The 13,652-nt window shown below is 39.0% G+C and carries 15 protein-coding genes; all 15 read right to left on the bottom strand.

Annotated features, from left to right (window positions below; translation table 11 throughout):
* Window position 1: 1 nt before the first annotated feature.
* A complete protein-coding gene (locus tag RBR61_RS04115; protein WP_320342284.1) occupies window positions 2–652 on the bottom strand; it encodes a class I SAM-dependent methyltransferase in 651 nt (216 codons plus the stop codon).
* 53 nt (window positions 653–705) lie between these two features.
* The gene (locus RBR61_RS04120) at window positions 706–1,914 is read right to left on the bottom strand and encodes a PAS domain-containing protein (RefSeq protein WP_320342285.1); all 1,209 of its coding nucleotides are present in this window, start codon (window positions 1,912–1,914) and stop codon (window positions 706–708) included.
* 13 nt (window positions 1,915–1,927) lie between these two features.
* On the bottom strand, window positions 1,928–2,665 hold the full coding sequence (locus RBR61_RS04125) for a TonB family protein (RefSeq protein WP_320342286.1): 738 nt from the start codon (window positions 2,663–2,665) through the stop codon (window positions 1,928–1,930).
* On the bottom strand, window positions 2,662–3,078 hold the full coding sequence (locus tag RBR61_RS04130) for a biopolymer transporter ExbD (protein ID WP_320342287.1): 417 nt from the start codon (window positions 3,076–3,078) through the stop codon (window positions 2,662–2,664). Before RBR61_RS04130 ends, RBR61_RS04125 begins: the two co-directional genes overlap by 4 nt.
* Window positions 3,075–3,518, bottom strand: a complete 444-nt coding sequence (locus RBR61_RS04135; RefSeq protein ID WP_320342288.1) for a MotA/TolQ/ExbB proton channel family protein — start codon at window positions 3,516–3,518, stop codon at window positions 3,075–3,077. Before RBR61_RS04135 ends, RBR61_RS04130 begins: the two co-directional genes overlap by 4 nt.
* A gap of 2 nt (window positions 3,519–3,520) precedes the next feature.
* The gene (locus tag RBR61_RS04140) at window positions 3,521–4,501 is read right to left on the bottom strand and encodes an ABC transporter substrate-binding protein (protein ID WP_320342289.1); all 981 of its coding nucleotides are present in this window, start codon (window positions 4,499–4,501) and stop codon (window positions 3,521–3,523) included.
* Window positions 4,502–4,550: 49 nt separating this feature from the next.
* Window positions 4,551–5,318 carry a sulfite exporter TauE/SafE family protein gene (locus tag RBR61_RS04145; RefSeq protein WP_320342291.1) on the bottom strand — a complete coding sequence of 256 codons (768 nt, stop codon included), beginning with the start codon at window positions 5,316–5,318 and terminating at the stop codon, window positions 4,551–4,553.
* Window positions 5,315–6,136: a ModD protein gene (gene modD, locus RBR61_RS04150; RefSeq protein ID WP_320342292.1), complete on the bottom strand. Its 822-nt coding sequence runs from the start codon at window positions 6,134–6,136 to the stop codon at window positions 5,315–5,317. The genes RBR61_RS04145 and modD overlap by 4 nt, the downstream gene beginning before the upstream one ends.
* Before the next feature lies 1 nt (window position 6,137).
* Entirely contained in the window at window positions 6,138–6,932 is a 795-nt protein-coding gene (locus RBR61_RS04155; RefSeq protein ID WP_320342294.1) for an ABC transporter ATP-binding protein, read from the bottom strand.
* Window positions 6,923–7,948, bottom strand: a complete 1,026-nt coding sequence (locus RBR61_RS04160; RefSeq protein ID WP_320342295.1) for an iron ABC transporter permease — start codon at window positions 7,946–7,948, stop codon at window positions 6,923–6,925. Before RBR61_RS04160 ends, RBR61_RS04155 begins: the two co-directional genes overlap by 10 nt.
* 103 nt (window positions 7,949–8,051) lie before the next feature.
* Window positions 8,052–9,044, bottom strand: coding sequence for an ABC transporter substrate-binding protein (locus tag RBR61_RS04165; protein WP_320342296.1), 993 nt, complete (start codon window positions 9,042–9,044; stop codon window positions 8,052–8,054).
* Between the two features lie 438 nt (window positions 9,045–9,482).
* Window positions 9,483–10,259 carry a TOBE domain-containing protein gene (locus tag RBR61_RS04170; RefSeq protein ID WP_320342298.1) on the bottom strand — a complete coding sequence of 259 codons (777 nt, stop codon included), beginning with the start codon at window positions 10,257–10,259 and terminating at the stop codon, window positions 9,483–9,485.
* A 140-nt stretch (window positions 10,260–10,399) separates the two neighbouring features.
* Window positions 10,400–11,011 (bottom strand): TRIC cation channel family protein, encoded by a 612-nt coding sequence (locus RBR61_RS04175; protein ID WP_320342299.1) that lies wholly within the window; start codon window positions 11,009–11,011, stop codon window positions 10,400–10,402.
* Complete coding sequence (locus RBR61_RS04180) at window positions 11,012–11,539, bottom strand: gamma carbonic anhydrase family protein (RefSeq protein ID WP_320342301.1); 528 nt, start codon at window positions 11,537–11,539, stop codon at window positions 11,012–11,014.
* A 2-nt stretch (window positions 11,540–11,541) separates the two neighbouring features.
* A complete protein-coding gene (locus tag RBR61_RS04185) occupies window positions 11,542–13,641 on the bottom strand; it encodes an RNA degradosome polyphosphate kinase (protein ID WP_320342303.1) in 2,100 nt (699 codons plus the stop codon).
* Window positions 13,642–13,652: the final 11 nt, after the last annotated feature.

Raw genomic sequence — 13,652 nt, forward strand, 5'->3', positions numbered from 1 at the left:
CTTATTTTGTTATAAAAACCCACCAGCCGCTCTCATCGTCGATTATGGTGTGTGACGCTGGATTTAGTTTTTCCATTATCTGCGGCAGTGCTTCTCGCTCTGCTTTGATTCTATCTTTGAATGAGTCTCTCCAGTCAGGTTTTTCTTTACTCATGTGAGCGGTTATCTGCTCTTTTAGCTCTTTTGTACCAAATCCGCCGCCTATATAAGCATGTCCTCCTACTTTTAAAACCCTCAATATTTCGCTGTACGCTCTATGCCAATCATCCCAAAACGGCGATGAACCACGGCTTATTATCAAGTCCATACTCTCGTCTAATAAATCTATATTATGGATATCCCCTTCCAGAAAAGAGCACTCCTTTATGCCTTCTTGCGAGGCGTATTTTGCGGCAAATCTCAGCATCCCTATCGATTGATCAAGAAAAGTCACATGCAAATCCGTAATAGCGGCTATCGCACGCCCAAGTGCTCCCGTACCGCACCCTGCATCTAGACATCTGCCTGATGTCGTGAGTGTTTTTGCTACTATTTGCTGTGCAATAACAGGGTAAATCGGTGCAAACACTTCACGCACTATGCGGTCAAAACCTTGAGGATTTGTTCCGCCCTTATGCTCTTTTGTTTCTCTGTTCTTATCTTTATCTATCACTTTAACTCCTTTGCTATATAATTTTTCACATAACGCTATATAAAAATATACCTTTATGCCCAGTCTAAAAGTCGTCTCTCACCTTCGATTTTCTTTATATCCGTGATATCTTGGGTTATTTCGACTACGCCTTTGTACTTTTTCTCTTTGTCTCTAAGTGCAAAATAGCGGATGTGAATGAGCCGCTCATTAAAAGTAATCCAAAACTCCGCGCTATCTTTGCTTCCGTTTTTAAACGCTTCTAGTATAGTTAGTACCGTATCTACGCTTTTTGGAGGATGGCAAAATTTCACCTCTCTGCCTATGATACTTGGGCTTCTTGGAAAAGTCCTCTCCGAGCCTTTGTTAAAAAAAACAACGCGGTCATTCTCATCGACAAAAGTAATATCAAAAGGCAGATGAGAGAAAAACAGATTGAGTTGTGTTTGCGAGAGAGAACCTGTTTGCAGCAATAGTTTATCAAGTGTTGTATTTTGTATATCTTCGTCGCTTGATTGTGGCCACATCGGCGGATTTTCTATAAATACATACCCTATCTCATCTTTTGATTCTTCCTCTTCTTTGCGAATTTTGATCCACTCTTCTTGTGAAAGAAGCTTCACGGAAGTAGGCAAAAGCATCTTCTCTTCTCTTGTGGTCATGTCAAAAATATCTTTTACTGTCTCCTTCATAAGCTTTGATGTCTCATCATCTAATGTGTGTGTCTCAACCGCTTTTGTTACAGTTTTGAGATTTGCTCTCATCTCATCATGAAATTTCCACATACCCGTACTTGGATAGGTAAAATTGTGTTTTTCAAGATAAGGAAAAAGCTGATCCTCTTTTCTCAAATAGTGAATATGGATTTTTGACAACTCATGAAGCATCTCCAATGTCGGTTGATAAGTTTGCAGCTTTGTTACATCAAAAATATTTTCTATTTTCATGCAGATTTCTCGAATCACGATATTTTCATCAAGATAGTTGGTAACGGGGTGTCCTTTGGGAAATTTCAAAGGGTCGGATTTGACTCTGTTTTTGATTACATCAAGAAAAAAATCTCTTCTTTGTTGAGATTTTGCTTTATTGGGATTTGCTTTATGCGGACCGTCTTCATCAAATACTCTTTGATTGGCTTTAAAGAAGTGTTCGATATTTATCTCTCCCATCTCTTTAAGCCATGCTTCTCTCTCGGCTTGGCTCATATCATCAAAAGATCTGTTAAATTTCATAATCTTTTCTATCCTCGTTTGCTCTTCGTTCTTCATTAAAAATTCACTCATTGCTTTCTTCCTTTTATTTTAAATTAAATGCGACAGGCAATACTATCGACATGTTGTTTTGTGGAGGAGCATCAAACGGAGATACGCTTAAAATGGTATCTATGGCTTGTCTGTCCAAACTTTTGTGTCCGCTTGAGTTTTTTATCCGAATGGATGACTCTCTTACGCTTCCGTCATCTAAAATCTCAAACGCCACGATACTCTCTCCCTCTAGCTTAAGGCGTTTTGCAAGAGGCGGGTATCTTAGATTTTCTTGGATTTTTATTCTGATTTTAGATAGATACAGCGCTAGCTCATCTTCACTCTTTTTAGACTTCATCTCTTGTTTTTCTCTTTTTTCTTGAGCTACAAGAGTCTCTTTTACCTCTGTGTTTATCTCGTTTTTAACAATTTTTGGAGCCTCTTTATAGAGAAGAGGTTCTTTTTCAACGATAGGTTCTTGTTTGATTATCGGTTTTTCTTTAACGAAAAGTTTTGGCTCTATTTTTGGTTCTTTTTTAATGATAGGCTTCGGTTTGATAATCGGTTTTTCTTTGATAACAGGTTTTGGCTTGATTATCGGTTTTGGTTCTTTTTTTGGTTTTACCTCCTCTTTTTTTTCAATCTCCACTTTGTCTATCAGTGATATCTCCACGGCTTTTTGACTAACGATTTGCGGCTGATTTACGGTACTAAGAGAGTAAAATATCGAAGCGTGCAAAATCGTAGTTGAAGCTATGGAGATAAGAGTTCTTTGCCAAAAACTGTTCATCTGTTTTGCTCTTGTGTTTGGATTGAGAACTTTGAGATATTGTTTTGTTTACATGTATCGATAACTTTTACTACATGTTCAAACTCTGTTTTTGCGTCGCTGCGAAGAATAACACCGGTTTTTGAAGCAATATCGCTACTTCCCTGCAAAGCGGTACTTAGATTTTTTATCTCAATCTTTTTGTCGTTAAAATAAAGAGCTCCCTCTTTATCGATAGTGATTATTATCGGCTTTGCGGGTTTTGACACCTCTTTGTGCTGCGTGGCTTTTGGAAGAGATATGGCTATTTTGCCCTGTGCGACAAAGGTTGCAGTAGCCATAAAGATAACTAAAACTACAAGAACTATATCCACAAAAGGGGTCATGTTTATCTCTGATATTTCGTTATCTTCGTAAGCGTTAGAGGTTTTCATCTCTCGTTTGCCTCCATCTCAAGGAGCATCATCTTTATTTTTCTTACAAAATAGTTATAGGCAATAACGCTGGGAATCGCTACAAAAAGCCCCACGGCTGTTGCAACTAAAGCTTCGGAAATACCTCCCATAACAGCGTTTACTCCAAATTCGCTTCCCTCTTTTGAGAGTGAATGAAAAGCGTTGATTATCCCGAGAACGGTTCCAAAAAGTCCGATAAAAGGAGCGTTGTTCCCAAATGTGGCAAGGATACCCAGCCTTTTTTCAAGCAACACTCTTAACTCTGCTTGGTTTAGATTTTTTAAAGAGTTTTTTACATGTATAAACGCAAGCACCCTCTCCACAATCACTCCAAAAGAGATAACGCTCATAGCTATAAGCACCCACAACACAGGCTCAACCCCGATGATGGCGACTCCTAAAAGTTTTTCTATTAACATTTTCAATTCTCCTTTAGCTGAGGAAAAAAGAGTGCTTCAAACTCTTTTTTCTCCTCTTCAAATGGTTTTTCTAAAAGCGATGGATAAAAAGAGTCAATCAGCCATCTGATACCTAGAAGTCTCATAAAAGAGGGCGGTCTTGAGATGTAGTTAAAAGGAGTTGCGGGAACGGTAAAAACTTTACCCTCTTTAACGGCTCTTAGATTTCTCCATTGCGGATTTTGCATTAGCGTATCGGTAAATGTTTTTTCCATGGCAACTATAACATCGGGATTGCTTAAGATAACGCTCTCCATGCTTATCTTCTCCATCCCGTAATTAGAACTCATGCGGCAATCAAGCGCATTATTTGCACCTGCATATTTAAACGGCTCTAAATGAAATGAGCCTTCACATTCGCTGGATAACCCGTCTAACCCCTGTGCGAAGTAGTAACGCACCTCTTTTTGCTTGGATAGTTCTTTTTTGAGTGATTCTATAAGAGAGAGGTTTTTCTTTGTATAAGCTATTAGTTCATCCGCTCTTGTGGTGTCGCCTGTGAGTTTTGCAAAGAGTTCAAACTGGGTGATGATGCTGTATATCGACTCGTTTTCAACCAATAAAACGGGTATGCCTAATTTTTGAAATTTGTTCAAAACTTTCTCGTATCCTCTCATTCTAGCCCACATGATTATCACATCGGGTTTTATGCCTGCTAATATCTCAAAGTTCGGAGTGTTTCCCTGCCCCATAAAACCGCCTATTACTGGCTTGTTGTATGCACTCGCTGCATACTTTTTTTGCGTCTCGTTAAACGGGGAATTAAGCCCCGCTACCAAATCAGGGTTAAATGCCAAAAGGCTCATGGTAAGCGGCGGCGAGGCGGCGTAGATTTTGGTAATATGCTCTGGAACTTCAACGACTCTGCCGTAATCGTCAGTAATAGTTCTTGCATTGATGTTTACACTAAAGATAATTGCTAAAGCAAATAAAATATTTTTCATCTGTTTTTCCTTTTGTTATTTCATAATTGATATAACGGTATATAAATTTTTACTTCTTCTTAAAAAGCTTGTATGCCGAGATTAAGAGTATTACCGCTAGAAGTATCTCTATGATTGAAGCATTTACCTCTCCAAAGAGCATAGCACCTATAAAAGCGCCGACTATCGAGCCTATAAACATAAATATTAAAACATCTCTAAAGTTTAAAATTTCTAAAAATCTACCATTTTTATGATATCTGTAAAGTCCTACTAAAAGGGTGGGAAGTGATATGGCAAGACTAAGCGTTCCTGCAGTTTTAATATCTACTCCGTATAAAAGCACAATAGTCGGAATAAGCAGTTCCCCTCCCGCTACGCCTAAAAGCGAACTGACTAAACCTATGCCTACTCCTGCAATCAAGCCAAGCACTGCTTGAGATAGCGTTTGAAGCGAAATAACATTTTTTATTTCTAAAAAGGTATGGCTAAATAGAACAAGACTTAAAAATATCAAAAGATAAAAGATGAGTGTATGCAGCGTTTCTTTATTTATTTTTGTAGCGTATGAAACACCGATATAAGCACCAATGAGCGTTCCGCTAAGAAGATTTAGGACTATATCGGTGTGAGATACTATGTTTGCATCTACTCCTCTAAAGAGAAGCGCAAACAAAACCGTTACCAATGAAATAGAGAGATTGATAATTATGGCATGAAGAGTGTCTATTTTGAGTATTCCCACCAGAAAAGGCAGCCTGAATTCCGCTCCGCCAAGTCCTATTAATCCGCCCAATATACCGATAATGCTAGAGCCGAAAAAACTTTTTATTTTCATCTATTCGTCTCCTTTATAGTCACTTTTATATCAAGAGGTTTTGCATGATAAGGCGATGAAGTGACTATAAAATCAACACCGCACGCTGCAAAATCGGCAATATTTTTCTCGTTTATCCCGCCCGTTGCAGAGAGTAAAAGATGAGGAAACTCATGTTTGAGTTTTACACATTTTTTAAGAAGTTCAAAATCCATCTTTTCGCATTGAAGTATGTCTGCACTCAGTGAAGCAAAGTATGAAGCCTGCTCAAAACTCTCAACTTCAACGGCAATTTTTCTCTCTATAAAATTGTGTTTTAGCTCTTTGAAACCTCGCTCCAATTCTGCCTTGTCGCTAAAAAAATTCAGATGCTGCTCAAAAATCAAAACAGAGTCGTAAAGCCCGAGACGATGAGGCGCACCGCCGCCGCACATGACGGCTTTTAGCATAAGCTCTTTAGCTCCGGGGAAGTTTTTTCTGGTTGTTGAGACACTAATGTTTGGGTTTATCGCTTTGGCACTCTTTACAAGCGTGTTCGTATATGTTGCGATACCGCTCATATACTCAAAGATATTTTGAGAGATTTTCCATGCTTGATGAAGCGAAGCCGCATCTGATTTGCACTCCAAGATGGTCTCGTTTGCCATAACTCTATCGCCGTTTTTTTTAAAAAAAATGTGTTTTATGTCAAGCTTTTTTAAAATCTTTTCAACTTCATCCGCTCCGCAAAGCACTATCTCGTCTTTAGGCGCAAAACTCATAACTCCTTTTTTATCCCCAATCCCTAGTCCATGTGTGGTTAAGTCAAAATAACCCATATCTTCAAACAGTAAATCCATCTTATATAACCTCTCTTTTTTGCTCAAATATCGGAACACATCTTTTGTGTGAGTCGTGCATGATGATGTCTGCACTGATGGAGTAAACATCTTGTATCATATCTTTGGTAATCACTTCATGCGGTGTTCCATTTGCTATGATTTTCCCACCATTCATAACCACTACACGGCTTGATACCAAAAGTGCATGGTCTGGGTAATGCGTGGTTTTTAAAAATGTGTACCCTTGCGCACTTAGTTCGTTTATGAGTTCCAATAGTCTTATCTGATTGCCGTAATCAAGCCCTGCGACAGGCTCGTCCATGATAAAAACATTTACTTCCTGAGCGATGGCACGAGCCAAAAGCACCATCTGTTTTTGTCCGCCGCTTAGCTGTCCGAACGCTTTGTATCGCAGATGCTCAATGTTTATTTTTTCAAGCGCTTTGTTTGCCACCTCATAATCATTTGCTGATGGAAGAGCAAAAAAATCAAGTTTTGAGACTCTTCCCATAACCACCATCTCAAGAACCGTATAGTTAAAAGGCGTATTATTGTACTGCGGAATATAAGCTACATGTGAAGCTATATCTTTGTGCGAATATTTTCCAATCTCTTTGGAGGCTATTTTTATCTCCCCTTTTCCATGCAAAAGCTTTAGGATAAGCTTGATAAGCGTACTTTTTCCGCATCCGTTTGGTCCTAGCAAAGAGACGACTTCGCCTCTGTAAAGCTCTAAGTCAACACCTGCTAAAACTTGATGTTTTTTATATGAAAAATGGAGGTCTTTTACCTCTATGATGGGTTTTAGTTCCATGCCGCCCTCGCATTTTTTAAAACAATTATAAAGATAGGAATTCCTATTAGCGAAGTCAAAATCCCTATCGGTATCTCAACGCTAAGAGCAAGTCTTGATACCCCGTCGGCAAGAAGCAAAAAAGCTCCTCCCGCAATAGCCGAGAGAGGAATGAGCAGACGGTGTGAGGGACCAACCGCCATGCGGATAATATGCGGTATGATAAGCCCTACCCAGCCGATAATGCCCGCCATAACGACCGACAATGAACTTGCCAGCGTAGCAAGAACGATAGCTATGATGCGTATAAGCTTGACATTTACGCCAAGTGCTTTTGCCTCCTCGTCTCCCAAGCTCATCAAATCAAAATATTTACTCATAAATATCATGCCCGCAATGCTGATTGAAATAGGAATCGCTACAAGAAAAACTTCGTTTAGATTTGCCATAGACAGTGAACCCATAAGCCAGTAAACAATGGCAGGCAGCGTGCTGTAAGGGTCTGCAACATACTTTATGATAGAGAGCAGAGAAGTAAAAAGCGAACCGCTGATAACACCGCCCAGAACCAGCATGACGGTTGAGCGGGAGGAGGTAACCATTGAACCTATGAACACGGCAAAACCGACCGCGATAAATCCGAAAGAAAAAGCAAATATCTGCACTAAATACCAGTGTTCGCTTAGCAGCATCCCCAAAGCCGCACCGAATGATGCTCCTGCAAGTACTCCTAAAATCCCGGGAGAGACAAGAGGATTTACAAACATTGCCTGAAAAACCGCTCCGCTTGTAGAGAGTGCCGCACCGATAAGAATAGCAAGCAAAACACGAGGAAGGCGAATCTCGGTGATAATATTGTGAATAAGTTCAATATTATAAGATTCATCTACAGGAGTTGAAAAAAGGATATTTTTTACATAGGCGGAAAATACTTCCAGACTTATAGGATACTGTCCCCAAAGCAAAGAAAAAAGTGCTAAAAAAACCAAAAGCACTCCCCCTGCGATGAGATAGCGTGTCTCTTTTGAAAAGCTCATAGTTTAATGGCCGCCGTATCGTCTATAACGATTTTTTCTATACTGATAGGAGCAGCCAAAAGGAGGCTTGAAGCCATCATTGAGATAAATAAAGATTTTGTTTTCACTCTTTTTCTCCTATTATTTGGTATATCTGCTCTTGTGTGAGTTCTACATCTAAAAACAGTTTATAAAATTTTTCTATTTGCGTATAGATGTCGTTTTTGTAGTGTGTTGGATGGAAGTTGCGAGCCAACCACTCTATTCCTATAATTCTCATAAAAGAAGGCGGTCTGTCTATCCAGTTAAAAGGCGTGTTGGGTACTACATAGACTCTTTTGTTCTTCACTGCTTGCAGATGTTTCCAAAGAGGATTGGAGAGTATGGTGTTGTAAACAAGTCTGTTTTGTGCGATGATGACTTGCGGATCATAACCCACAAGTGTCTCAAAACTAATGCGTTCAAGACCTTTTAGGTTACTTTGAGTGCATTTATGTACATTTTCTCCTCCTGCAAAGTTTAATGCTTCAACATGCATAGAGTCGCTGCACTCCGTAGCTAAACCGTCGGCTCCTTCGGCATAATAATATTTTACAGGTTCAACCTCTTGCAACATATTTTTGATATATTCGATACGCTCTTTTGTGTAATCAGAGAGTATCTTGCCGCGTTTATGTTCATTCATGGCTTTGGCGGCTGTCAATATAGAAGAGGGCATAGACTCTATCTTTCTAAAAGGGATTGTTATACTGGGTATTTGAGCTTTTCTTATCTGCTCTTCAACGCGTTTGTAAAAATAAACATCTTCCCAGATTAAAATAAGATCAGGATTGTGTTTTATGATAGTCTCTAAATTTATCCCTTGTCCTGAGCCGGGAAACGACCCTATGACGGGAAGTTCTAAAAAACTCTGTTTTAAAAACCTCACTTCGGCATTATTGTTGATATTGTTCGCATAAAAGTTCAAACCGACCATCTTGTTCGGGTTTATAGCGTAAATGAGATAGTTCATCGGAGGAGAAGAGCCAAATACTTTTTTGGGATTTTCATTTATAACTTTTGAGTGTAATGTAAAACTTAAAATCAGTAAAAGAAGAGTAATTGTTTTTTTTAACATGTTGATACCTTAATCATGATGTTTGTTTATTCAGAGCATATATAAATCTAGTGAAACAATTTTTTTGTTTTGTGTCTATGGTTTGTTTTGGACATTTAACAGGATAATACAGAGAAAAAGAAGAAGGTAACTTCATTTTGTAGAGCAGCACATAAAAAAATAGTTCACTAGATATCTGAGGCGTAAACGCCTCAGAAGATAATACGCTGTTTTTAATATGCCGTACTATCTTCTGAAGAGTTGTTTCATGCTTGGACAAGTTTTTATTTTTTAAACCAATATAATTATATATCTTTTTTGATATAACGATAAATACTTTATCCGACATTTTTATCTCCTTGTATTAAATATAGTCTAAATACAAAAAAATATCGTTGTATCTTGTAAGACATAACGAATGATAATCAAATATTTCTTAAAGTTTTATTTAACTCTAAACTATAAACCTATTATTATATTATTGGTATTTATAAGTGCAAAAGCTTTAGAGCCTATTTTTAAAGAAGCGGCATCCTCTTTATTTAAAAGGGCGGTAAGCGTTATATGTTCGTTGATTTTAAAAGATACTTCCAAAGAGTCTTGAGATATTTCTATTAGTTCTATATCGCCTTTTAAAATGTTTATGTTCTTGTTTGAAGCAGGTGTTTCATTTACGATATTTATGTCGCTAGATTTGATGATGGCGTAGACTTTGCTTCCTACATGTAAGCCCATGTTTTTTATAGATTTGGTTGTTATACTTGAGGTTAAAGAGCATCCCCCAAAAAGAGAGAGTTCGATATATGCGTTTAAGCCGTTGAATTTTATCTCTTTTATCGTAGAAGGAAGTTGATTTCTGGCACTAGTGGTTAAGAAGGTTCTTGCTAGTATTTTGGCTAAATGTTCAGGGTCATCACCTGCTTCGGCAAAACGGTTGATGAACTCTCTATGCAGCTCATTTAGACGGTTATATGTTTCGATAAGTTTATGTGCGTAAGGAGTAAGTGTCGTTCCGCCTCCGCCTTTTCCTCCCGTTGTTCTTGTAATAAGCGGCTCGTCTGCAAGGTTATTCATTGAATTTATACGCTCCCAAGCTGCTTTATAACTCATTTTCATCTCTTTTGCCGCAGCATTTATAGAACCTGTCTTTTCTATAGTTCTTAATAGTTCGACCCTGCCTGAACCTAAAAAGCTCTCATTGTCTTTTGTCAGCCAAAAACGACCGTCTATCTTCATGTCAAATACCTTTTATAAAAAAATAGTTAGTATATTTTAAAGTGCGGTCATTATAGTATCAAAATTAACTTTTGTAAATATTCAAGCTTTACTTATAAAAAACCGTTATGAAAATAATGTCAAAATATATATAATATATTTCATACAATCCTAGGCAGATGCCATCTTCTGTTATAGGCTAAAAGCCTTAGCGCTATGCTAAAGAGTGCGGTTGTGAGGATACTAAACTCATTAACAACGTCAAAAATGCTAAGCGTGCCTAAGATAAGTGCAACTATGACCGCAATGGAGCCGTAAAAATCACTGATAAGCACTGCTGGGACCTGGTTTATCATAATGTCTCTTGCAACCCCTCCGCCTACTGCGGTAATAAAGCTTAGTATCACTATGCCAAAGAAGTTAAACTCTGCATCTATCGCCATCAGCGCGCCTGTGATGCTAAATGCTACAAGCCCTATCGTGTCGCTTACTACAAATATCCATCCTCTCTCAATGGAGTCTTTTTTGTATATTTTAAATATAAACACCAAAGCGATTGTAATTGTGAGCGTTAGCGCGGGATGAATGTAGGTAAAGGCAAATGGCGGAGTGCTCAGAATAGCATCGCGTACTATCCCGCCGCCAAGAGCGGTAAGTGTTGCTGCTATAAGTATGCCGAGTATATCAAGATTGTTTTTTATGGCGATCAAAAAACCGCTTATGGCAAAAGCGGTAATGCCCAAAATGTCCGCAAAAATAAAATATTCAGGCATCTATTTTTGGTAGTGAGATTTAAACTCTACATAGCGTGAAGCAGAAGCATAAAGCTCTTTTATCTCTTCATCGCTTAGCTCTCTGATTACTTTTGCAGGGCTTCCCATGATAAGCGAGCGTGGCGGAAAAACTTTATTTTTTGTCACAAGTGCGCCAGCTCCCACAATAGACTCTTTTCCTATAACTGCACCGTCAAGGATCGTCGCGCTCATACCGATAAGACAAGCGTCTTCGATTGTGCATCCGTGAAGCATTACGCGGTGACCGATTGTCACGTCACTGCCGATAATTGTCGGGTTTCCGTCGCTTCTGTCCGCTTTTTTGTGGTGTGTGACATGAACCATGCTGAGGTCTTGTATGCTTACGCGATCACCTATCTTTATATAGTGGACATCGCCTCTCACAACGGTTCCAAACCAGATGGAGCAATCCTCTCCGCACTCGACATCTCCTATGACATCGGCAGAAGGTGCTATCCATGTGTTCTTTCCGATCTTTGGACTCATATCTTTAAAATCGTACAGCATGATTACAGCTCCTGTTTAAATATATTGCTTGAGAGCTCTTTGACTAATTGAGCACTCTCTTTTGTCGAGGCTTTTGCTATCTTGTTTGCATAATCTTCCAGATACTTATGGTTGTCTATGACCTTTGCATCATCAGATTTTATTTTTTTGTATGAACCGTCACTTTGAAGTTCGTGCGCGAGAGTGTTATCTGCACATTGAAGTTCTAGTATCTGAATTATCTTCTCTTTTGCGGTTTTATCTTTTATGGCGGTTAAAAGCTCTATGCGTCTCATTAGGTTTCTCGGCATCCAATCCGCACTTGAGATATATACTCCTGCTTCGTCGTTCTTAAAGTAAAAGGTTCTTGCGTGTTCAAGATATTTTCCAAGGATGGAGATGACTCTTATATTTTCGCTCACACCTTCTATGCCCGGTTTTAGACAGCAGATACCGCGTATGATCAGGTCGATCTTTACTCCTGCTTGACTCGCCTTGTAGAGCGCTTTTATGACATCATCGTCAACAAGTGAGTTAAGTTTTGCGATTATACGCCCTTCGCTCTTTTTTCTCGTCTCGTTTTGTATAAGCGATAAAACTTTAGGTTTTATTTGAGACGGCGACATATATAGCTCGTTAAGTTTGCCTTTTTTGCTGAAGCCGGTCAGAAAGTGAAAAAACCTCGTCATATCGTTTGTTATCTCATCTTTTGAGGTAAGGTAACTCATATCCGTATATACTTTTGAGGTGGAAGGGTTGTAGTTCCCAGTTCCCAGATGCGCATACTGTTTTAGTTTACCGTTCTTTCTTCTTGTAATAAGTGTCGCTTTGGCATGGACTTTAAAACCTTTTATACCGTATATAACGTGTGCGCCAGCTTTTTCAAGAGCTTTTGCCCAAATAAGGTTGTTCTCTTCGTCAAACCTCGCTTTTAGCTCAACCATAACGGTTACCTGTTTGCCAGATTCGCTCGCACTCATAAGAGATTTAACAATAGGGGAATCGGTTCCTGAGCGGTAGAGAGTCATCTTTATAGATACTACATCAGGGTCTTTTGCAGCTTCTTGGATTAGTTTTACAACAGGGTCAAAACTCTCATAAGGGTGGTAGAGCAGAACATCCTCTTTTTCCAAAGTTGAAAAAATATTTTCGTTGTTATCCAAAGGAGGAAGAGTTTTTGGTTTGTAAGGAGCCGATAAAAGATGAGCGAAATTTTTATTTGATACGATCTGCCAAAGACTGGAGAGGTTTAAGAAAGTATGAAATCTATATATGTCGTCTTGGTAAACGTTCGTGTGGCGGTTAAAGAAGTTAACGATCTCATCATCGCCGTTAATTCCGACTTCAAGTCTTACCATTGCACCTTTGCGGCGAAGTTTCAGTCCCTCTTCTAAAATCTCCAAAAAGTCGTCTGCCTCCTCCTCTTCGATCTCAATGTCTGCATTTCTTGTTACTCTAAAGGCTGCATATTTTATAAGTGTGTAGCCTGGAAAAAGGTCTTCGATATGTTGTGCAACAACACTTCCTATTGGGACATATGTTCCGTTGTCGATCTCAATAAATCTCTCTAAAACTCTTGGGACACGAACTATGCCAAATCTCTCAATTGTTGTGTTGTCACTGTCTTTTAGCTTTACGATAAGCCCGAAGCTTAGGTTGTTAAGATGTGGAAAAGGGTGCGTTGCGTCAACGGCGATAGGTATTATTACAGGGTATATGTTTTCGTTAAAATATCTATTTAGCCTGTTCTTTTCGTGTTGGTTGAGGTCTTGATAATATTTGACTCTAATTCCCTCAGGCTCCAGCTTTTTTAAAATACCGCTCAAGCAGTGTTCTACGACCTGCTGCTCTTGATGTAGGTACTTTCTTATCTCTCTAAGCTGCTCAAGCGGTGTCAGCTTGTCCGCACTTGAGACTATGATGCCCGCAGCGAACAGTTTTTTAAGTCCGGCAACCCTTATCATATAAAACTCATCCAGGTTTGTTCCGTAGATCGCCAGAAACTTCAAACGCTCCAACAGCGGCAGAGACTCATCTTGTGCCTGTTTTAAAACTCTTGTATTAAATTGAAGCCATGAGATCTCGCGATTGTTGTAAAGGCTCGGGTTTTTTAGATTTATCATTATAAATCCCT

Source organism: Sulfurimonas sp. (assembly GCF_034005705.1).
Taxonomy (GTDB): Bacteria; Campylobacterota; Campylobacteria; order Campylobacterales; family Sulfurimonadaceae; genus Sulfurimonas.

Bases quoted from the DNA above. Each gene is read 5' to 3' on its own strand.
- RBR61_RS04160 (WP_320342295.1), bottom strand. From the start codon at position 7,948: ATGAGCTTTTCAAAAGAGACACGCTATCTCATCGCAGGGGGAGTGCTT.
- RBR61_RS04175 (WP_320342299.1), bottom strand. From the start codon at position 11,011: ATGCCTGAATATTTTATTTTTGCGGACATTTTGGGCATTACCGCTTTT.
- RBR61_RS04140 (WP_320342289.1), bottom strand. From the start codon at position 4,501: ATGAAAAATATTTTATTTGCTTTAGCAATTATCTTTAGTGTAAACATC.
- RBR61_RS04180 (WP_320342301.1), bottom strand. From the start codon at position 11,539: ATGCTGTACGATTTTAAAGATATGAGTCCAAAGATCGGAAAGAACACA.
- RBR61_RS04170 (WP_320342298.1), bottom strand. From the start codon at position 10,259: ATGAAGATAGACGGTCGTTTTTGGCTGACAAAAGACAATGAGAGCTTT.
- RBR61_RS04130 (WP_320342287.1), bottom strand. From the start codon at position 3,078: ATGAAAACCTCTAACGCTTACGAAGATAACGAAATATCAGAGATAAAC.
- RBR61_RS04120 (WP_320342285.1), bottom strand. From the start codon at position 1,914: ATGAGTGAATTTTTAATGAAGAACGAAGAGCAAACGAGGATAGAAAAG.
- RBR61_RS04155 (WP_320342294.1), bottom strand. From the start codon at position 6,932: ATGGAACTAAAACCCATCATAGAGGTAAAAGACCTCCATTTTTCATAT.
- RBR61_RS04135 (WP_320342288.1), bottom strand. From the start codon at position 3,518: ATGTTAATAGAAAAACTTTTAGGAGTCGCCATCATCGGGGTTGAGCCT.
- RBR61_RS04165 (WP_320342296.1), bottom strand. From the start codon at position 9,044: ATGTTAAAAAAAACAATTACTCTTCTTTTACTGATTTTAAGTTTTACA.
- modD (WP_320342292.1), bottom strand. From the start codon at position 6,136: ATGGATTTACTGTTTGAAGATATGGGTTATTTTGACTTAACCACACAT.
- RBR61_RS04185 (WP_320342303.1), bottom strand. From the start codon at position 13,641: ATGATAAATCTAAAAAACCCGAGCCTTTACAACAATCGCGAGATCTCA.
- RBR61_RS04125 (WP_320342286.1), bottom strand. From the start codon at position 2,665: ATGAACAGTTTTTGGCAAAGAACTCTTATCTCCATAGCTTCAACTACG.
- RBR61_RS04145 (WP_320342291.1), bottom strand. From the start codon at position 5,318: ATGAAAATAAAAAGTTTTTTCGGCTCTAGCATTATCGGTATATTGGGC.